The sequence below is a fragment of the Sorangium sp. So ce131 genome, assembly GCF_051519095.1.
GTDB lineage: Bacteria > Myxococcota_A > Polyangia > Polyangiales > Polyangiaceae > Sorangium.
Window position 1 is genome coordinate 7,417,915 of record NZ_CP150455.1, and the last position, 18,455, is coordinate 7,436,369.

Sequence of the window (18,455 nt, forward strand, 5' to 3'; positions counted from 1 at the left end):
GACACGACGCCCAGGTTGTGCTGCGCCCGAACTCCGACTACGTGTGTAGCCGGAAGCCGGGGAGCGACGGATGGATGTGACAGAGCCGCCTGAGCCGTTCGCGGGCCTCTCGCCGCAGGAGAAGGCCGCAGCCATCTTTCGAGAGGCGGATTTCGAGGTCGAGCAGCGGGTGGGCGTGACGCCGGGGACGGTCGACTGGTTCGCGGTCCCGAGGACCGGCTTCATCCGTCCGCGGACATATTTCCGGGCCCTGACTCAGCCGCCGGAGGATCCCGACGCGGTGCTCGCCGAGCTGGAAGCCGCGCGCGAGGCGACCGAGGCTGACCGCGCCGTCGCCATCATCATGGCAGGCTCGCTGCCTCGCGGTTATGAGCCTGATCTCGCTCGCCGAAGATCGAACCTGCTCACCTTTCGTCGCTGGATCTTCGAAATCCTGGACGTCAGGCAAGAGTTACAGGGTTTCGTGCAGAGCCATGAGCGCTCCCATCAAGGCGCCCCGTACCTCCCTCGCCGCGCGCGGCTGGACTCGGGGGAGACCGTGCAGGTCGAGCCGTACATCGATGCCTGGGCGCAAGCCGAGACGGGGCCATCCCTGATCCTCGGGGGGCACGATCATGAGAGTGGGGAAGCCGTCCTGTGGCAAGCGCTCTATCGCGCAGCTGTCCGGCATCTCAAGGAACCGGACACATCAAGACCGCTCCTTATATCCTACCGGCAGCGATCGCTCACGAGATTGGGAATTCTCCTGGGCTTGCTCATCCCGGCGATCGTGTTCCCAGAGCACTTCAAGGCGGATGAATTGCCGCCGGGTGTCCGGAGCCTTCGGTTGGACGACTTTCTGCTCCACCAGGAGGCGCACAGCGCCGTGACACTTCACCTGCTGCCGCCCTCGGCCGACGAGATCGACCGATGGTTTGAACAGCACATCGAGGATCCGACATCGGCCGATCGGATGCGGACGGCGCTCCGCAGCAACGACGACTTCCGCTCGCTGGCGCGCCGGCTGCCCAACCTTCCCTTCCTCCTGAAATCGATACAATCCCGGACACCGCTCGAGACGAACGCCACGACCGACGCGTGGATCGCCTCCGTTGTGGCGGCGTATGTCGAGCACGTTATCGACTCCATAGATCGGCAGCGTGAGGACAACACGAACGCATGGATCCAGCAAGCGGCTCTCTTGGAGTTCGCGCTGGGTTCTTATTACATCGGCGAGGACGCGGCCAACCAGATTTCTTACTATGGGTGGACCGATGAAGACGGTCGCCGCTTCACCAACAACCTTGTCCGAGACTGCCTTATCGCGCGCGAGATTACCCGTGACGTACGGGCGGGCAATGAGGAAATCCTCCTCCGCTATCAGTTGCCCCATTTCGTCTTCCTCTTCCTCACCGTCATCGCCCCGGAGATCGCTGCCCGCCTCACGGCCAATGCGATCGGCCGCATGGAGCAGAAGATCCAGGAGGAGGTCGAGAGGAAGCTGCACCTCACCTTCGCCCATCACCTCAACCGCCCGGTGGGAGCGATGCGTCAGTGCGTCGAGGATCTCCGCGAAGGGCTCACTCCGGAGCAAGGCGTCGCGCTGGGACGCCCCCTCTCCCGCCTCGAGGAAGAGATCTCTTATCTCGGCAACCTCGCGGAGAGGACGCGGCTTTGGCAGGACGAGCCTACGGGGACCAGGGAGGCCATCGCGGCCGGGGCGCTGGCGGATGAGGTGCTTGCCCCTCTCCGGCAGCGCTACCCGGCGGTCTCCGTGGATCTGGATATCCCGATGGATCTCCGGATCAGCGCGCTGCGCGAAGCGCTCCGTGAAGCGCTGCATTGCCTCCTCGAGAACGCCTTCCATGCCGCCGTCGCCGCCTCCCGCCGGCCGTCGCCGCGCGTCGCGGTGCGCGCCTACCGTCTGGGAGAGAACATCCGTATCGAGGTGCGGGACAACGGGGCCGGCGTCGATCCAGGCGACCGCGAGCGCATCTTCGAGCCGCTCGTCACCACGAAGACCGGCGGCGCTGGAAAGCCGCGCGGGACGGGCCTCGGGCTCGCGATCGCCCGGCGCTACGTCGAGTGCATGGGCGGCCGGCTCGGGCTCGATCCGGGCCAGGAAGACACGTGCTTCTTCGTGGATCTGGTGGCATGGAGGGAAGCGCCATGAACGAGAGCGCACCGAAGCGGATCCTGCTCGTCGAGGACGACGACCAGAACGCAGAGGACTACACCGGCTGGCTGCAGGCGAAAGGGTACGAGGTCGCACGCGCCGCCGCCGCCGAGGACGGCGTCGCGCTCGCGAGCTCGGTGCGGCCCGACGTGGTGCTGCTCGATCTGCAGATCCCGTCGCAGCCGGGACGCGCGGACGCGAGCACCGACCAGGGCCTCAAGGCGCTCGAGGGGCTGCTCCGGGGGGACCCGTTCCGGCCCGTGGTCGTCGCCACCGCGCACAGCCGCAACCGGGAGCTGATGCGCGAGGTCATGCAGCGCAACCGCGGCGGGCAGTTCCTGTTCAAGGACGAGCGAGACCTCCGCAACGCCCTGTTCCGCGCCGTCGCGATCGCCCTGGAGAGCCCGGTCTACGTCGCCAGCCGCGCTGTGCGCGCGTTCGAGGCGCTCGTCGCGCAGAGCCACAAGGAGGAGGTCTACCGGGACTTCCTGAAGAAGAACTGGCGCGTGATCCTCGGCCCGAAGTACCGGGACTGCCGCTCACCCCACGAGGTGGGACGCGGCGCCAAGGTGGACCTGATGTTCGTGCGGCACGACGGTTTCCCGGATCTGTGGGAGCTGAAGCGCCCCGATCAGCCGGTGTTCCAGGCCTACAACAGCCGCCTCCACCAGAGCGAGGAGTGCTCGCGCGCCGTCGGGCAGCTCATCGAGTACATCGATCTGGCCGAGAAGGAGCGCGGTGGGCCGGGCAGCTACGAGGCGCTGCGCGGCGTCCACGTCGACCTGCGCCGGCCGCGGGGCTTCGTGGTCATCGGTCGCCGGAAGGACGACCGCGAGCGCGACCGGCTCGCGCTGGAGAACCGGTTCCTCGCCGGGATCACCGTCTTCACCTACGACGACGTGATCGAGGGCGCTCGCGAGATCCTGACCTTCCTTCGCGACTACCGGAACGGTGACGCAGACCCCTGAAGCGGCCCCCCTGGTCCCGCGAAGGCGGGAGGCCCCCGGCGAGGGAGGCCGCCCAGCTCGGCAAGAAGGGCCGAGGCAGAGCCCCGGCGGACGCCGCGTCGATCCCCGCGAGCGCGGCGCCTTCACAACATCGATGCTTCGACGTCCAGCCCGAGGAGCGCGCGCCCCTGGGCCTCGCGGGTATGCGGCGCGACCAGCGCGTGCTGCGTGACGGCGTGGACGTCGCGGAAGCAGCGCTGGAGGGGGCTCTTCGCGTAGAGCGCCGCGGCGCCGCCCGTCGTGTAGGCGAGGTCGACGGCGCGCGCCGCGCTGAGGGCGGCGCTCGTCGCGGCGAGCCGGAGGCGCGCTCGCTCCTGGATCGTCATCGGCTCGCCGCCGAGCACGGCGTCCCAGGCGGCGCGGACCGATTCGAGGAGATAAGCCCGCGCGGAGCCCAGCGTGGCCTCGGCCTCCGCCACGGCGAGCGCCGTCGACGGCCGCGCCGCGAGCGGCTTCGTCGCCCCGGCCTCCGTCTTCGTCGTCGCGAGCACGACGAGCTCATCCACCGCGCCTCGCGCGATGCCGAGCGCGGTCGCAGCGACCGCCGCCGCGAGGAAGCCGAAGAACGGGAATGCGAACAGCCGACCCGGATAACTCGGCGCCGTGAGCGGGAGACGGATACAGCGGCTGCTCGGCACGAACACGTCGGCGACCTCGAAGTCGTGGCTCCCGGTGCCGGCGAGCCCGGACACGCTCCAGGTATCCAGGATCTTGCACTCGGAGGCGCGGAACAGCGGGACGATGCACTCGGGAATGCCCGCCGGCAGCCTGCGCGGCGCTGCCCCGTCGAAGACCACCGCGGCGCCGCCGAGCCAGTCGCAATGGTGGCATGCGCTGGCCATCGCCCACCGCCCGGTGACACGGTAGCCCCCGTCGACCTCGACGGCGCGACCGGTGGGCGCGACGACCCCCGCCGTGACGGCCTGCGGATCCGCGTACATCTCCTTGCCGCCGTCCACCGGGACGTACGCTTCGAACACGCCGGTGCTGCCGCAGATCATCGCGCACCAGCCGGCAGCGCCGTCGGCGCGCGAGAGCTCCTCGATGACGAGCAGGGCCGTCACCGGGTCGGCCTCGATCCCGCCGACCTCGCGCGGACGGCACATGCGAAAGATCCCCGATTCCCTGAGCGCCTTCGCGACGGGGTCGGGCAGACGGCGCTCGCGCTCTCCCTGCTGCGCGTGCTCCCTGATAAGCGGAGCGAGGCTGCGCGCCTTGTCGACGAGCGGTGCGGACTCGGCTGTGGGCATCATGGCCATGGATCCCTTGATATCGCGACGGAGCGCGACGATAAGATACGATACAGACACTCTGTAACACGGTCGCCCCCCCGGGACGGGCACAGCGGCGCCGCATCACCCACCACAACGGTGCCCGCCGCGCGCCGTGGTCAACGTCTGGGCGCGTCGGCCGGTCAGGCAGATCAACCCTGCTTCCGGGGCTGCGCTCGCCTCGCCGGCGACGTTTTCTTCCCGGGCGCCGCGGCCTTCGCCGGCGTGTTCTTCTTCCCTGGCTTCGCCGGCGCCGCCGCCTTCCTGGACGGCGCCGCCGCCTTCCTGGACGGCGCCGCCGCCTTCCTGGACGGCGCCGCCGCCTTCCTGGACGGCGCCGCCGCCTTCCTGGACGGCGCCGCCGCCTTCCTGGACGGCGCCGCCGCCTTCCCCTGCCCGTCTCGCCGGCCCGCCGCAGCGCGCTTCGCCGGCGCCGCCTTCGCACGAGGCGCCGGGGCCGCGCTGCCCAGCGCCTGCGACAGGCGCTTTGGCGCCACCGCGCCGTAGCTCTCCTCGATCCACTCGAGCATCATCGCCTCGGGCACATCGTCCTTCGGCCCGAACCGCGCCGTCACCCACCCGCTCTTTCCGAGGTTGTACCCGGTCGGCTCCGCGAACGGCAGCATGAGCGCGACCTTTCCCGACTCCGGCAGCTTGGCAGTCACGATGAGCTTGCCTTCGTGGGTGTTGAGGAAGGCGAAGATCTTCCCGCGCACCTTGAAGACACGGTCGCCCCACGGGAACTCCTCCGCCGACTCCGGGTAGGCGAGCGCGGCGTCGCGCAGCCTCGCGAGGACCGGCGTGAACCTCGCGTCGTCCTTGGTCGCGTTCATCCGCCGAGAGTACGGCGTAAGACGGAGCGGCGTCCAGAGCACGGAGGGGGACCGCGCTGGGAGAGGTGCCGCAAGGAGTCACCGGCTCCCGCGAGGCTGCCCTGCGGAACCGCGCGTCACTTCGGGCCGCCGGACGCCGGTGGAGCGGCCTTGGCGAGCTCGTCGTCGATCTTGCCGCCGATCGCCCGGAGCGTCGCCCCGAGCTTCGGGCCCCGCGCCGCCGCCGCGCCGGCGACGATGGGGCGGAGCTTCGCGTAATACGGAGCCGCCTTGTCGAGCGCGGCGCTCAGCGTCTGCTTCGCCGGCATCAGGTACCGAGGCGCCGCGCTCCCCTCCGGGATCAGCGCCGCCCGGAGGAGATCGTCGCGGTTCATCATCGCGAGGAAGGCCGCGGCGTCCTCCAGACAGTCGCCGGTGCAGGAGGACTTCACCCCGAGGGAATCCACCCAGACGAACGGCTTGTCGCCCCTGTCGGAGAGGGCGAACGGGAGCACCTCGAGCGCGCCCTCGTCGAGGCACGGCGCGCCGTCACACTTCTTCCGCGCCTCGTCCACGAAGGCGTTCAGGATCTCCGAGTACCCGACGAGCGCGACGCCCCGCTTCCGGGCCATGAGCCGCCCGTACATCGACGGGTCGTCATGGTAGGAGTCGGATCTGCAGACCCCCCCGGCGCAGAGGCCGCGCAGCGCGAGCAGCGCCTTCAGGCCGGGTGTCCCGCCGACGGCCAGCGGATCCCCGGCCGGGAGCGCCTTCGCGACGTCGCCGGCCGCGTCGACCTGAGCGTCGAAATAGAGCTCGCCCAGCGTGCTGCTGCCCATCAGATCCACGAGCAGCCCGGCCGCAGGCAAGCTCGCCTTGGCGAGCCGCTGGAGGTCGCTGAACGTCTTCAGCCTCGGCGCCGCATCCCTCGTCGTGAAGAGGAAATTGGAGCAGAGCCAGTGAGGCAACGCCACCCAGCCGTCGCCCTTCTTGCCCACGCTCACGGCGGCCGGGTGGAAGTCGGCCTCGTTCAGCCCGACGGACGCAGGGAGCGGCTGCAAGCTCGGGAGCAGGTCGTCGAGGAAGACCGAGTCGATCTCGATCACGTGCGCGTCCGACTGGACGATCGAGTCCTTCTCCGCCGGTTTGTAGTAGTTCCCGAGATCCACGAGCTCCAGCGCCGTGTGGGGGCGCTCCTTCTTGAAGGCGGCGGTGACCAGCTCCTTCATGCCCTTGTAATCGGGGACGTAGGGATAGAGCGCCACGCGGAGCCGGCGCGGCTCGGACGCGGGCGACTCCACCGGAGCTGCGGTGTTCGCCGGCGCGGGCGGCTGCGCCGGAGACGCCGCCTCCGCGGGCGGCGCTGCCGGCGGGGGCGCCGCGCCGCTGCAGCCGACGGCGAGCGCGCTGGCCAGGCCCAGGGACGTGTGGATCTTCTTCATGGCGCGCAATCCTACTGCACCGGCGCGCCCGCGATCCTGTAGGATCACGCCCTCGCAGGCCCGCCATGTTCCCGCTCGAAAACCGCGTTCAAGACTACGCCTGGGGCTCCCGGACGGCCATCGCCTCGCTGCTCGGACAGGCCCCCTCGGACAAACCGCAGGCCGAGCTCTGGATGGGCGCGCACCCGGCCGCGTCGTCGCACATCGAGCTCGACGGGCGGAGGGAGCGCCTGGTCGACGCCATCCCCGAGCGCGCGGAGGCCTTCCTCGGCGCGTCGGCGATCGAGCGCTTCGGCCCGCGGCTCCCTTTCCTGCTCAAGGTGCTCGCGGCCGATCAGCCGCTCTCGCTCCAGGCGCACCCGGACGAGGCGCAGGCGCGGCGCGGGTTCGAGGCGGAGAACGCGGCCGGCGTCCCGCTCGACGCCCCGGAGCGCACCTACCGCGATCCGAACCACAAACCCGAGCTCATCTGCGCGCTCACCCCGTTCGACGCGCTCTGCGGGTTCCGGCCGGCCGACGCCCTGGCGGAGGTCCTCGAGCTGCTCGCCGGGGGGCCGGGGGACGCGCTCGTCCCGCGCGGTAACGGGCCCATCGACGCGGCCGCGGTCGCGCGGCTCGTCGAGGGCCTGCTCGCGCTCGAGCCGGCGGCGCGGCGGGAGCTCGTCGCGTCGGTGGTCGAGGCGTGCGGGGCCCGCGCGCGGGCAGGCCAAGGGTGGCTCGCGCGGCCCTGCGCCTGGGCGCTCCGGCTGAACGAGCTCTATCCGGGCGACGTCGGCGTCGTGATCGCGCTCCTGCTCAACGACGTGCACCTCGAGCCGGGCGAGGCGCTGTACCTGCCGCCGCGCCGGCTGCACGCGTACGTGCACGGGGTCGGCATCGAGATCATGGCGAGCTCCGACAACGTGCTCCGCGGCGGGCTCACGCCGAAGCGGGTCAACGTGGGCGAGCTCCTGCGGGTGCTCGACTTCTCCCCGTGGCGCGTCGATCGCGTCACGCCGCGCCTGGCTGGCGCGGAGCTGTTCTACGACACCCCCGCGCCGGAGTTCCGGCTGTCGCGCATCGAGCTCGACGCCCCCGCCGCGTGGCGGAGCACCGAGCGGCGCGGGCCCGAGATCGTGCTGTGCACCCGGGGACAGGCGCGGCTGGCCGGCGCGCAGGGCGAGGCGCGCGACCTCCGGCAGGGGGAGTCGACCTTCATCCCGTTCGCCTCGGGGATTTACACGATCGAGGGACAGGGCCAGCTCTTCCGGGCCACCGTCGGCGGCGGATGATCCCGCGGGCGCCGCAGCGCGGGCCCCGCGCAGCGGCGGGTTGCGCGGGCGGGCCGGGCCGCAGGATGATGCCGCCGGCGGGAGGCCTCGCATGGACTTGACCGGTGTAGAGTGCGGCGTCTTCGAGGTCTGGGGGCCGATCGGCGAGGGGGGCATGAGCCGCGTCTGGCTCGCCCGGCACCGCGAGCTCTCGTCGCCGGTCGTCCTGAAGACGTTGCTCGACACCGCCCACCACCCCGGCGACGCGTTCATGCGGCTCCGGAACGAGGCGCGGCTCACGGCGCGCATCCCCGACCCGCGGGTCGTGCGCGCGGTCGACGTCGGCATCCACGACGGCGTGCCGTACCTGGCCGAGGAGTACGTCGACGGCCTCGACCTCGCCGAGCTCCAAAAGCGGCGCGGCGAGGCGCTCGGCCGCGGGCTGCCGCTCTGGTTCGTGGCGCTCGCGGTCCGCGACGTCGCGAGCGCGCTGCACAGCGCGCACCAGACGGGGGTGCTCCACCGGGACGTGAAGCCGTCGAACCTCTTCGGGTCGCCGCAGACCGGCGTCCGGCTCGGCGATTTCGGCGTCGCCGTGGGCCAGGGGCGGGCGCACGTGGTGGCGGGCGGCACGCCCCGGTTCATCGCGCCCGAGGCGCTGCGCGGCGAGACCCCTTCCCGGCGCTGCGACGTGTACTCGCTCGGCGCGACCGCCTACGACCTCTATTACGGGCGTCCGCCGCTGGTCGAGCTCCGGGACATCCTGGGCGACGGCGAGGTGCAGTTCCCGAAGGCGCGCACGCCGGAGGAGGCCTATTTCCAGCACTTCCTCGCGAGGATGCTGGAGCGTACCCCGGCGAAGCGGCTCGCGTCGGCGAGCGCGCTCATCCGGAAGCTCGGCGCGCTGGCGCGCGATCTCCGCCCCTCGCCGCAGGTGGTGCAGCTCGAGCGGGGGGCGCTCCAGGTCGGCCCGGTGCGCATCCGGTGCATCCTGGGCGACATCGCCCAGGCGTCGGCCGACGGGATCGTGAACTCGGCGAACGACGAGATGAAGATGCGGAGCGGCGTGGGCGGCGCGCTGCGGCGGCGGGGCGGGCAGCGCGTCGAGGACGAGGCGATGCGCGACGGGCGCCGGGCGCTCGGCGAGTGCATCGCGACGGGCGCCGGGGAGCTCAGCTGCCGCTATGTGCTCCACGCGGTGAGCGCGTGGAAGGAGGCGTCCTGCATCGCCCGGGCGACGCAGCGGGCGCTCCTGCTCGCCGAGGAGCTCGGGCTGCGGACGCTGGCGATCCCGGCGCTCGGGACCGGCGTCGCGCGGGTGCCGCCGGAGGCGAGCGCGTTCGCCGCGTTCGCGGCGCTGCACGAGCACCTGCTGCTCGGCGGCAGCCGCCTGCGGCAGGTGACGTTCGTGCTCTACGACGCCGAGACGCTGGAGATCTTCATCGAGCAGCTGAGCGGGATGTTCCTGGGGGGCGCCGAGCTGGGCGAGGAGGACGAGGGGGGGCGGGAAGGCCGGGGGGCGCGGGACCGGGACGGGCTGGACGACACGGTGTTCCTGAGGGGCGGGAGCGAGTAGCTCGGATGTCCTAGGTCGGCCTGTCAGAAGTCTCGACAAGGACCACGGCGAGAGAAGAGAGATTTCAACGCAAAGGCGTAAAGGCGCAAGGACGCCGCGCGAGCGAGTGATCCTCGAGCAGGATCGCGCAGAGCCGCTCGACGACGAGCTGCTCGATGGCGATCTCTCGTCGTCGAGCGGCGCGTGCGTCAGGGCGAGAACGCGGCACCACCTGCACGTGTGCCTTCAACCGTGCTCAAGAGAAGCGTCCAGCGGCATTGAAAGAAAGAAGTGAAGAAGTGTAAACGACAGCCGGGTAAGAGGCCCACTTACCCCTCCAAATCGGGGTCGATGAACGCGTATCGACAACCCAGGACGTGAGAGCAGAAAATCGTCACTTGCCCCGTGGAGCCGCCCGGCGATATGCCTCCATGACCACCCCCGAACGCGACATGAGCCGGCCTCGGCCGGGTCGCTCTTCAGGGTCATTCCGAGGTCGGCGCCAGCGCGCCGACCCACCGAAAGGAGCAGGGCGATGAAGGACGTGAAGGTCGAGAAGAAGGTCAAGAAGATCAAGGAGCTGTTCGTGCAGGATCTCGCCAGGATCCAGGGCGGCGAGACGCAGCAGGCGCGGCCGAACTGTCCCAAGTACACGACGCAGGCCTGCGGCGAGGAAGCCGGCGGCTGTTCCGGCTGCTGAGCTTCTCCTCCCGGGCTCGGCCCGCGCGCGACCGGCTCGCCCGCGGGCCGAGCCCATTTTCCCGCCACGGTTTTTCGCTACGTTGAGCTCCCCGCGATGATCCCCGCCCGCACGCGCGACCTCCTGGCCCCCGCCGACGGTCCGGCCGAGGTCCTCGCCGAGGTCGCGAGGCGGCGCCGGATCCGCTGCTCGCGGCGACACGCCCGGGAGCTCGTCGCGCGGCACGCTCACCCCGGCTCGCTCCTCGCCCTGGTCGACGCGGCGCGCTCGCTCGGGCTCTCGGCCACGGCGGGCCAGGGCGCGCTCGACGTGCTCGACGAGGCCGAGCCGGGCGAGCTCCCCGCCGTGCTCCACTTCGACGCCGGACCCCACGGCGGCTTCGGCCTGCTCGAGGAGGTCACCGCGGCCGGCTACCGGCTCTGGGACTCCCAGCAGGGCAGCCGCGCGATCGCGCGCGACGAGCTCGCGGCGATGTGGTCGGGAGTCGTTGTTTTCCTTGAGAAATCCGGCGAGACGGCGGCGCCTTCGGCCGAGCGCGGCTACCTCGGCCGGCGCGTCCGGGAGCTCCTCTTCGAGCAGTGGCGGCTCCGGCTCGACCTCGCGGGCCCGCGCACCTCGCCGGACGTGCGCGCCGTGCGCGCCGCGCTCGCCGCCGCGGCGCTCGCCCTCCTCGCGCTCGCGGCGCTCCGCCAGCCCGCGGCGCTCCAGGCGGGCTTCGCGGCGACGGCCGCGCTCGCCGCGGCGGGCTTCGCGGCCATGTTCGCGGCGCTCGCGTGGACCCCGGGGAGCGGCCCGCCGCCGCTCTGCGGCGCGCGCGGGGGCGCCGGCTGCGAGAGCGTGCTCCTGTCGGAGTACGCCGCAATCGCCGGCGTGCCCCTGTCCGGGCTCGGGCTCGCGTTCTTCGGCGCGATCCTGCTCGGGCTCGCCTCCGCCGCGCTCTCGGCGAGCGCCGCGCCGCTCTGGACCGCCGGCGCCTCGCTCTGCCTCGCCCTGCCCGCCTCGGCGGCGCTCGTCGCGGCGCAGGCGCGCGGGAGGCACGCCTGCGCGCTCTGCATGACCGCCCACGGCGCGACCGCCGCGGGCGCCGCCGTCTTCGCGTGGCTCGCGCTCTCGGGGGCGCTGCCGGCGCCGCCGGCCCGCGACGTCGCGGCCGCGGCCCTGGCGCAGGCGCTCTTCTTCGGGTTGCTCCTCTCGTCGACGGTGCCCCACGTCGCCCACGCGGCCGATCTCGACGCCCTCCGGCGGAGGTTCCGCCGCCTCGCCGGCTCTCCCCTCGCCTCGCTCGCGGCGCTCGCGGCCGAGCCGCGCCTGCCGATCGACGGCGCCGCCGCGGGGGTGCTCGTCGGGGACGCGGCCGCCCCCCACGCCGTCGTGGCGCTGGCGCACCCGTCCTGCCACCTCTGCGGCCCTGCCCTCGACGAGCTCGCGGCCCTGGTCGAGAGGCACCCCGGCCTCGTGCGCGCCCACGTCGGCGTGGCCCCGCGCGATCCGGCCGACCCCGCCGACCGCGCGCTCTGCGAGGCGCTCGCGGCGATCGGGGTCGCCCGCGGCGGCGCGGCGCTGCTCGCGGCGTTCCGCGCCGCCAAGCGGGACCTCCCGCGGCTCTTGAGCGGCGATCCCGCCGCGGCGCTGGGCGGCGAGCTCGGCCTGGACGCGGCGGAGATCGCGCGGGCGAGGGCCGGGGCGCTCGCGCTCGTCGGGGGCGCCGGCGCCCTGAAGGACCGGTATGCCGACGGCTTTCCGGCGATCTTCTTCGACGGCCGGCGCTGCGAGGCGCCGCTGCGGCACGTGGACGCCTGGTGCGCCCGGCCGGCGCTGCTCGAGGAGCTCCCGCCGGCGCGGGGCGGGCTGGAGGAGAGCGTGAAGGAGGATGCACCATGAGCGGTCATCGCGGAAGAGGGCCGGTGATCGTGGTCGGCTCGCCGGACGACGATCACGTCGAGGCCGTGGCGAAGCGGCTCGCCGAGGAGGGCGTCGAGGCGGTCGTGCTCGACACGTTGTCCTTCCCGGAGCGGACGCGGATCTCGCTCGGCGACGATCTCGCGGACGTCGTCGCCGACGGGCGCGCGATCGGCCGCCCCGGGGCCGTCTACCTGCGCGGGATGTACGCCCACCCGCTCGCGTTCGGCGTCGACGCGCGCGAGGCGATGGAGCACGACTGGGCGTCGACGCTCACCGCGTTCCGGGAGAAGGCGGCGATGCTGCGGGGCCTGCTCTCGCGCTGGGAGGAGGCGGGCGTTCCCCTCTACAACCCCCCCTCGTCCGAGTGGCGCTGCGTGAAGCCGATGCAGCTCGCGGCGCTCAAGGCGGCGGGGCTCCCGGTCCCCGAGACGCTCTGGAGCAACGACCCCGAGGCCGTCCGGCGCTTCTCCGCGGGGCGGCGGATCGCCTACAAACCCGTGCTCGGCGGCGCCGCCACGCGCGAGATCGGGCCGGAGGACCTCACGGACGAGCGGCTCGCCGCGCTCGACGCGGCGCCGGTCACGTTCCAGGAGCTCCTCCCGGGCGAGGACATCCGCGTCTACGTGCTCGACGGCGAGGTCATCGCGAGCCTGCGCATCGCCACGAGCGCGCTCGATTACCGCCAGAACGAGGAGGAAATCGCGCGGATCGACCTCCCGCCCGAGGTCGAGCGCCAGTGCCTCGCGGCGGCCCGGGTGCTCGGCCTGCGGTGGACGGGGATGGACCTGAAGCGCGACGCGCGCGGGACGCTCCGCATCCTGGAGCTCAACGACTCGGCCATGTTCCTCGGCTTCGACGCGCGCGCGGGGACCGACATCCTCGGCCGCCTCGCGAGCGCGCTCGCGCGGGCGGCGCGTTAGCGCCGCGCCGCCGAAGGTCGAGCCCGCGGTGACGAACGGTCGCGCCCCGGTGCTTTCCTCGGGAGTTCGGCGGGACGTCCGACCGACGGATGAGCTGCATGAACACCGTGGGATGAGCCGTTGTTTTACGAGACGCGATGGGAAAGCCGTAACACCCCGGAGCGCACCTCCGCGCTCATCGAGCAGGCGCTCTCGTCTGCGATGGCGACGGCCGACATCGAAGAGCGGGCTCGCGCTTACATCTCGCGGTTGCGTCGAGATTGTCATCCTCTTCTCCCTGCCGGCTTATGTTGGCGCACCAACCGCCCCACGACCGTCATGGGTCGAGCCATGCGCGGCCCGAGCTGGCGTCGATGCTCGGTAGCCCCTTGACAGGGAGGCCGTTCATCGCGCCTGCTGGCTTGAGCCCTCGCCGTCGTCGGGGTGGGTGACGGGGCGAAGAGCGCATGAGCACCGGTCTGGATCTCTTTGCAACGCTCCATGGCATCGTGGAGCAAGCCGTGGGCAGCTTGCCCCACGCGCGGCGCGGGAGCCTGCTGATCCGAGACGGGGATCGGCTGGTCCACAGGGCCTCCGTCGGCCTCGACGGCGTGCTCGCGAGTTCGCCGCAGGTCCTCGTCGATGCGGGGCCGGCCAGCGCGATCTCGATGCTCGAATCCCCGGACAGCGCTCGAGTCGCGGCGGCCGCCGACTGGTACCGAGCGCACCTGCCGGGCGCCTCAGCGCTGCACCTCGTGCCCGCGGGAGCGGTCGTGGTCCTCACCCCGGTGCGCGTGCATGAACAGACGATCGGCGTGCTCGCCGTCGAGCAGCCGGACGGGCAGGCGCCCTCCGGCGAGCGCTGGGCGCGGCTCGTCTCGCTGGCGGACAGCGCCGGCGCGGCGCTGGAGCGGCGAGAGCTCTACAACGACAAGGCTCAGACGGCCCAGGAGGTGCGTGTGCTCGAGGCGGTGCTGAACGCCGTGGCCACGCGGACCAGCCCGCATGAGCTCGTCGAGATGATCTCGAAGGGCATCAAGAGCGTGCAGCTCAGGCCGCAGTGGGGCTCCGTGCACCTCGTCCTGCTGAGCGACGCTCCCCGCGGGGGCTCCTCCTCGCGCGGCGCCGCCACGGACCGCGAGATCCGCATCTACCACCTCCCGCGACGACCGTCGGTTGCGTACTGGCACAACATCCGTGACGGCGCCCTCGTCGCAGGGCGCAGCCTGGGCATCCACGTGGACGTCCGCACCGCCAGCACCAGCGCCGGCGGCGACGTCGCCCAGCGCGATTTCCTCGACGAGGGCATCGACCGGCGCGTGGACGGCATCGTCGTGTCGCCGATGAACCCGCAGATCCTCGAGCCGGCGATCCGGCGCGCGACGGCGGCCGGGATCCCGGTGGTCACGGTCGATACGCCGCCCGTCGACGACAGCAGCGCTACAGCCTACATCGGCACCGACAACGTGGCTGCGGGGCGGCTCGCCGGGGAGCTGATGGCGCGGCTGCTCCCGCACGGAGGCAAGATCGGCGCGCAGGCGTTCTCGATCGGCTCCGTCAACAGCATGGAGCGCATCGCGGGGTTCCGCGCGGCGGTCTCCGGCACGTCCCTCGACGTGCAGCCGCCGACCGAGGACCTGTACAGCCTGGCGGAAGGGCTGCGGCTCTCGCGGGAGGCCGTGGAGGCAGGCATCGCCGGCGCGTTCGGCGTCTCCGCCGCGAACGGCCCGTTCTGGGGTATGGCCGCGAGGGCGCTGGGACGGGAGGGCAAGCTCAAGATCGTCGCCTTCGATCTCCTCAATGACACGATCACGATGCTCAGGGAGGGCACCATCCACGCGGCCATTGTCCAGCGCGAGCACGACATGGGCTATCGCGCGGTGCAGCTGCTCCACGACATGGCGCTGGACGGCGTCGAGGCGACCCTGGCCGGGCTGCCGGCGCGGGCGGTGGCCGGGAGAGCGTCCACGCTGCGCTTCATGGACACCGGGGTCGACGTCGTGACCCTCGAGCGCACGCCCTGGTCTCTCGCGCTCTCCGATTACCTGGCCCTCGACGCGACCCGCAAGGCGACGAGGCGGAGGCGCCGGTTGATCCAGGCCGGCCGCCCGATCGAGCTCCTCGTCTCCGGCTTGAACGCTGGGGACGAGGGCTTCCGCGAGGAGCGCGCCCCCCTCGACGCGGAGTCGCTGGTCGGGCGGGTGCTGAGCACTGCCGGCGCGATCATCGTCGACACGCGCTCGAGCGAGCTCCACGACGCGCCCGATGTCGTCGAGGCGCGCGCGAGGGGGGTGCACACCCTGGTCGGCGTCCCGCTCCTCGCGGGCGGGACCGCCTTCGGCGCCCTCGTCCTGGAGAGCGAGCGTCGCGCGGCGTGCTCGCTCGAGGAGCTCGCGGTGATCGAGCGTGTCGCCGACACGATGGGCGTGGCGATCGAGAACGCGGAGCTCGTCCACCGGATCACCGAGCGGACCCACGAGCTCGAGCGGGCGAACCGGCAGCAGGAGTCGCTGCTCGACACGATCCGCGAGCTCTCCAGCCCCGTCGTGCCCATCGCGCGGAGCATCCTCGTGATGCCGCTCGTCGGGGCGATGGACGCGCAGCGGTCCGGCCGCTTCATCGAGTCGATGCTGCGGGACATCACCGAGCGTCAAGCGCGCGTGGTGCTGGTCGACGTCACGGGGATGGCCGCCGTCGACGCCGCCTCGGCGGAGCACCTCGTGCGGGCGGCGCGGGCGGCGCGGCTGCTCGGCGCCGAGGTCGTGCTCGTCGGCATCACGCCGGCCGCGGCGCGGCTGATGGTGGAGCAGGGCGTGGACCTCGGGAGCGTCGTCACCCGCTCGACCCTGGAGCTCGGGTTCACCTACGCGCTGTCGAAGACAGGCGGCCAGATCACCTACCGCGCCACCTCTGCACCGTGGTGAACGCGGCGCCTGCATGACGCTCGACGGCGCGCGGGCACGGACAGGGGCGGGAGGCGAAGGACTAGCCGAACAGCGGCGCGAGCGCCGTGGCGCCGGCGGCGGCCGCCAGGGCGGCGAGCACGACCGCGAGGATCACCGTCGCGGCGAGCGTTCCGCGGCCCTTGCGCGCCACGATCGCGCGCACCTCCGGGGTCAGCACGAGATCTTCGTCGCGCTCCGGGTCCATCATTGCTCGATCTGGTTCTCGACGAGCGCGCGGTACCGCCCCCCGTCGAGCGCGACCAGCTCCTCGTGGGTGCCCTGCTCGACCGCGCGCCCCCGCTCCAGCACCACGATGTGGTCTGCCCTCCGCACCGTCGAGAGGCGGTGGGCGATGACCACGAGCGTGCGGCCGGCCGCCTCGCGCTGGATCGCCTCGGTGATGGCGCGCTCGTTCTCGGCGTCGAGGTGGCTCGTCGCCTCGTCCAGGAAGAGCACGCGCGGATCGCGGTAGATCGCCCGGGCGAGCTGGAGGCGCTGCTCCTCGCCGCCGGAGAGGCGGATGCCCGTCTCGCCGATCCTCGTCGCGAGGCCGTTCGGCAGCGCGAGCAGGTCGTCGAGCCGGGCCGTCCGCGCGGCGTGGACGAGGCGCGCCTCGTCGGGCTCGGGGTCGCCGAGCGCGATGTTCTCGGCGAGCGTCCCGTCGAAGACGTCGGTCTTCTGGAAGACGTACGCCACCGCGCGGCGGAGGCGCGCGGGCGGGATCACCTCGATCGGCTGGTCATCGTAGAAGATCCGGCCCTGCTCCGCCCGGTAGAGCCCGAACAGGACGTGGGCGAGCGTCGTCTTGCCCGCGCCGGAGCGGCCCACGATCGCGGTCATGCGCCCCGCCGGGATGGTGAAGCTCACCCCGTCGAGGGTCGGCGGCTCGTTCGGCGACCCGTAACGAAACGTCACCCCGTCCAGGCGGATCCCGGGCGCGCGCGCGAACGCCGGCGGGGGCAGCGCCCGCGCCGGCGCCGCGGCGCGATCACCGCCGCCCTCGCGGGCGACGCCGGCCCCGGCCGCGCCCTCGCCGCCGGCCTCGAGCGCCTCGGGCTCGGCCTCGTGGACGATCTCGACCCGCCGCAGCGACACCACGACGTCCTGCAGCTCGTGCACGAACAGGACCAGGCTCTGCATCGGCGACATGACCAGGCCGAGCACGGCGAGCGTGGCCATCATCTGCCCCAGGGTCAGCGCCCCCGCGAGCACGAGATCGGCCTCGTAGAGCAGGATGCCGAGGTACATCGCCTGGCTCACGAGCATCGCGCCGCCCTGGTGGAGGGTGTCGAGGCGCCAGATGCGGCGGCTCGCGGCGAAATCGCCCGCCTGGAGCCGCTCCCACGCCGTCCGCGCCTGCCGCTCCGCGCCGCAGGCCTTGAGCGTCTGGATGCCGCCGAGCATCTGCATCTCGAGCCGCGCCGCGTGGGCGCTGTAACGGAACCGGTCGTGATCGAGCCGCGTCCGCTGCGGCAGCAAGGAGAAAGTCCAGGCGGCGTACAGGGCGGCGCCGCCGAGGAAGATGGCGAAGACGCCGGGATCGTAGGTGAAGAGGAGCGCGCCGTAGCCGACCAGCATCAGCAGATCGAGGAGCGCGGACGAGGACGCCCCCTGGAGGACGCGGCGGATCCGCTGGTGATCCTCGATGCGCTTCAGGATGTCGCCGCGGTGGCGGTGGGCGAAGAACGCGATCGGGAGCGAGAGGAGCTGCTTCCAGAAGGCGGTCAGGAGCAGGACGGAGTAGCCGCTCGAGAGGAGGAACAGGGCGGCGCCGCGGAGCATCGTGAGCGCGATCTGCGCGGCGAGCAGGACCGCGAGGCCGGCGCCGATCGCGGCGAGCAGGCTCGTGTCGCGGTGGCCGAGCGCCTTGTCGACGAGCCCCTGGAGCAGGAACGGCTGGGCGAGCCCGAGGAGCTGGAGCAGGAGCGTGGCGAGCAGGATCTGCGCGAGCAGGGCGCGGTAGCGGCGCATGCCGCCGAGGAACCGCCGGAGCCCGCTCTGCCGGCGCGGCGCGGGGCCCTCGGGCGGCTTCCCCCGGAAGACGTCCTCCGTGGGCTCTAGGAGCAGCAGGATCCCGCTCCAGTGGCCCGGGAGCTCCTCGCGCGGGATCCGCCGCAGCCCCAGCGCGGGATCGCCGACGATCACCTCCCGGGGCCTGACCGCGTAGAGGACGACGAAGTGGTTGCCGTCCCAGTGCGCGATCGCCGGGAGCATCCCGCCCTCCTCGTCCTCGAGGTCGCCTGGGTCCTCGACGAGCACGCCCCGCGCGCGGTAGCCGAGGCGCGCCGCGGCCTCGGTGAGGTCGAGCAGCGACGTCCCGGAGGCCCGCACGTGGGACAGCTCGCGCAGCGTCGAGAGCGCGTGCTTCGCGCCGTGGTAGGCGGAGATCATCTCGAGGCACGCGGGCCCGCAGTCGGACTCCTCGAGCTGCCGCCGGATGGGATACCGCCGGAACGGGAGCAGCCCGGGGTGGCGCACCCGCACCGGATATCACGGGAGATCAGGCGGTTCCAGCGC

13 protein-coding genes are annotated in these 18,455 nt (G+C 72.4%); 8 read left to right on the forward strand and 5 right to left on the reverse strand.

Features of this window, described 5'->3' with window-relative positions; all coding sequences use genetic code 11:
• Positions 1-70: 70 nt before the first annotated feature.
• Entirely contained in the window at positions 71-2,152 is a 2,082-nt protein-coding gene (locus tag WMF43_RS27025; RefSeq protein WP_437668845.1) for a sensor histidine kinase, read from the forward strand.
• Positions 2,149-3,123, forward strand: a complete 975-nt coding sequence (locus WMF43_RS27030; protein WP_437668846.1) for a Shedu anti-phage system protein SduA domain-containing protein — start codon at positions 2,149-2,151, stop codon at positions 3,121-3,123. The genes WMF43_RS27025 and WMF43_RS27030 overlap by 4 nt, the downstream gene beginning before the upstream one ends.
• 122 nt (positions 3,124-3,245) lie before the next feature.
• On the opposite strand, the gene WMF43_RS27035 is transcribed toward WMF43_RS27030, so the two are convergent.
• The 3 genes from WMF43_RS27035 to WMF43_RS27045 all read right to left on the reverse strand — a co-directional run bounded on the left by WMF43_RS27035 (position 3,246) and on the right by WMF43_RS27045 (position 6,687).
• Positions 3,246-4,415, reverse strand: a complete 1,170-nt coding sequence (locus tag WMF43_RS27035) for an acyl-CoA dehydrogenase family protein (protein WP_437668847.1) — start codon at positions 4,413-4,415, stop codon at positions 3,246-3,248.
• Positions 4,416-4,585: 170 nt separating this feature from the next.
• Positions 4,586-5,266 (reverse strand): MmcQ/YjbR family DNA-binding protein, encoded by a 681-nt coding sequence (locus WMF43_RS27040; RefSeq protein WP_437668848.1) that lies wholly within the window; start codon positions 5,264-5,266, stop codon positions 4,586-4,588.
• Between the two features lie 116 nt (positions 5,267-5,382).
• Positions 5,383-6,687, reverse strand: a complete 1,305-nt coding sequence (locus tag WMF43_RS27045) for a hypothetical protein (protein WP_437668849.1) — start codon at positions 6,685-6,687, stop codon at positions 5,383-5,385.
• 65 nt (positions 6,688-6,752) lie between these two features.
• On the opposite strand from WMF43_RS27045, the gene manA reads away from it, so the two are divergent.
• The 6 genes from manA to WMF43_RS27075 all read left to right on the forward strand — a co-directional run bounded on the left by manA (position 6,753) and on the right by WMF43_RS27075 (position 15,917).
• The gene (manA, locus tag WMF43_RS27050) at positions 6,753-7,958 is read left to right on the forward strand and encodes a mannose-6-phosphate isomerase, class I (protein ID WP_437668850.1); all 1,206 of its coding nucleotides are present in this window, start codon (positions 6,753-6,755) and stop codon (positions 7,956-7,958) included.
• A 91-nt stretch (positions 7,959-8,049) separates the two neighbouring features.
• The gene (locus tag WMF43_RS27055; protein WP_437668851.1) at positions 8,050-9,513 is read left to right on the forward strand and encodes a serine/threonine-protein kinase; all 1,464 of its coding nucleotides are present in this window, start codon (positions 8,050-8,052) and stop codon (positions 9,511-9,513) included.
• 514 nt (positions 9,514-10,027) lie between these two features.
• Positions 10,028-10,192: a hypothetical protein gene (locus WMF43_RS27060; RefSeq protein ID WP_437668852.1), complete on the forward strand. Its 165-nt coding sequence runs from the start codon at positions 10,028-10,030 to the stop codon at positions 10,190-10,192.
• Between the two features lie 96 nt (positions 10,193-10,288).
• Positions 10,289-12,073 carry a vitamin K epoxide reductase family protein gene (locus WMF43_RS27065; RefSeq protein ID WP_437668853.1) on the forward strand — a complete coding sequence of 595 codons (1,785 nt, stop codon included), beginning with the start codon at positions 10,289-10,291 and terminating at the stop codon, positions 12,071-12,073.
• A complete protein-coding gene (locus WMF43_RS27070) occupies positions 12,070-13,014 on the forward strand; it encodes an ATP-grasp domain-containing protein (protein ID WP_437668854.1) in 945 nt (314 codons plus the stop codon). The genes WMF43_RS27065 and WMF43_RS27070 overlap by 4 nt, the downstream gene beginning before the upstream one ends.
• A gap of 446 nt (positions 13,015-13,460) precedes the next feature.
• Positions 13,461-15,917 (forward strand): substrate-binding domain-containing protein, encoded by a 2,457-nt coding sequence (locus WMF43_RS27075; RefSeq protein ID WP_437668855.1) that lies wholly within the window; start codon positions 13,461-13,463, stop codon positions 15,915-15,917.
• 61 nt (positions 15,918-15,978) lie between these two features.
• Here the strand turns inward: WMF43_RS27075 and WMF43_RS27080 are convergent, their stop codons facing one another.
• On the reverse strand, positions 15,979-16,146 hold the full coding sequence (locus tag WMF43_RS27080) for a hypothetical protein (RefSeq protein ID WP_437668856.1): 168 nt from the start codon (positions 16,144-16,146) through the stop codon (positions 15,979-15,981).
• Positions 16,143-18,416 (reverse strand): peptidase domain-containing ABC transporter, encoded by a 2,274-nt coding sequence (locus tag WMF43_RS27085; RefSeq protein ID WP_437668857.1) that lies wholly within the window; start codon positions 18,414-18,416, stop codon positions 16,143-16,145. The genes WMF43_RS27080 and WMF43_RS27085 overlap by 4 nt, the downstream gene beginning before the upstream one ends.
• Between the last annotated feature and the right edge of the window lie 39 nt (positions 18,417-18,455).

Coding starts and splice junctions, on each gene's coding strand:
- WMF43_RS27025 (WP_437668845.1), top strand. CDS start 71: ATGGATGTGACAGAGCCGCCTGAGCCGTTCGCGGGCCTCTCGCCGCAG.
- WMF43_RS27030 (WP_437668846.1), top strand. CDS start 2,149: ATGAACGAGAGCGCACCGAAGCGGATCCTGCTCGTCGAGGACGACGAC.
- WMF43_RS27035 (WP_437668847.1), bottom strand. CDS start 4,415: ATGATGCCCACAGCCGAGTCCGCACCGCTCGTCGACAAGGCGCGCAGC.
- WMF43_RS27040 (WP_437668848.1), bottom strand. CDS start 5,266: ATGAACGCGACCAAGGACGACGCGAGGTTCACGCCGGTCCTCGCGAGG.
- WMF43_RS27045 (WP_437668849.1), bottom strand. CDS start 6,687: ATGAAGAAGATCCACACGTCCCTGGGCCTGGCCAGCGCGCTCGCCGTC.
- manA (WP_437668850.1), top strand. CDS start 6,753: ATGTTCCCGCTCGAAAACCGCGTTCAAGACTACGCCTGGGGCTCCCGG.
- WMF43_RS27055 (WP_437668851.1), top strand. CDS start 8,050: ATGGACTTGACCGGTGTAGAGTGCGGCGTCTTCGAGGTCTGGGGGCCG.
- WMF43_RS27060 (WP_437668852.1), top strand. CDS start 10,028: ATGAAGGACGTGAAGGTCGAGAAGAAGGTCAAGAAGATCAAGGAGCTG.
- WMF43_RS27065 (WP_437668853.1), top strand. CDS start 10,289: ATGATCCCCGCCCGCACGCGCGACCTCCTGGCCCCCGCCGACGGTCCG.
- WMF43_RS27070 (WP_437668854.1), top strand. CDS start 12,070: ATGAGCGGTCATCGCGGAAGAGGGCCGGTGATCGTGGTCGGCTCGCCG.
- WMF43_RS27075 (WP_437668855.1), top strand. CDS start 13,461: ATGAGCACCGGTCTGGATCTCTTTGCAACGCTCCATGGCATCGTGGAG.
- WMF43_RS27080 (WP_437668856.1), bottom strand. CDS start 16,146: ATGATGGACCCGGAGCGCGACGAAGATCTCGTGCTGACCCCGGAGGTG.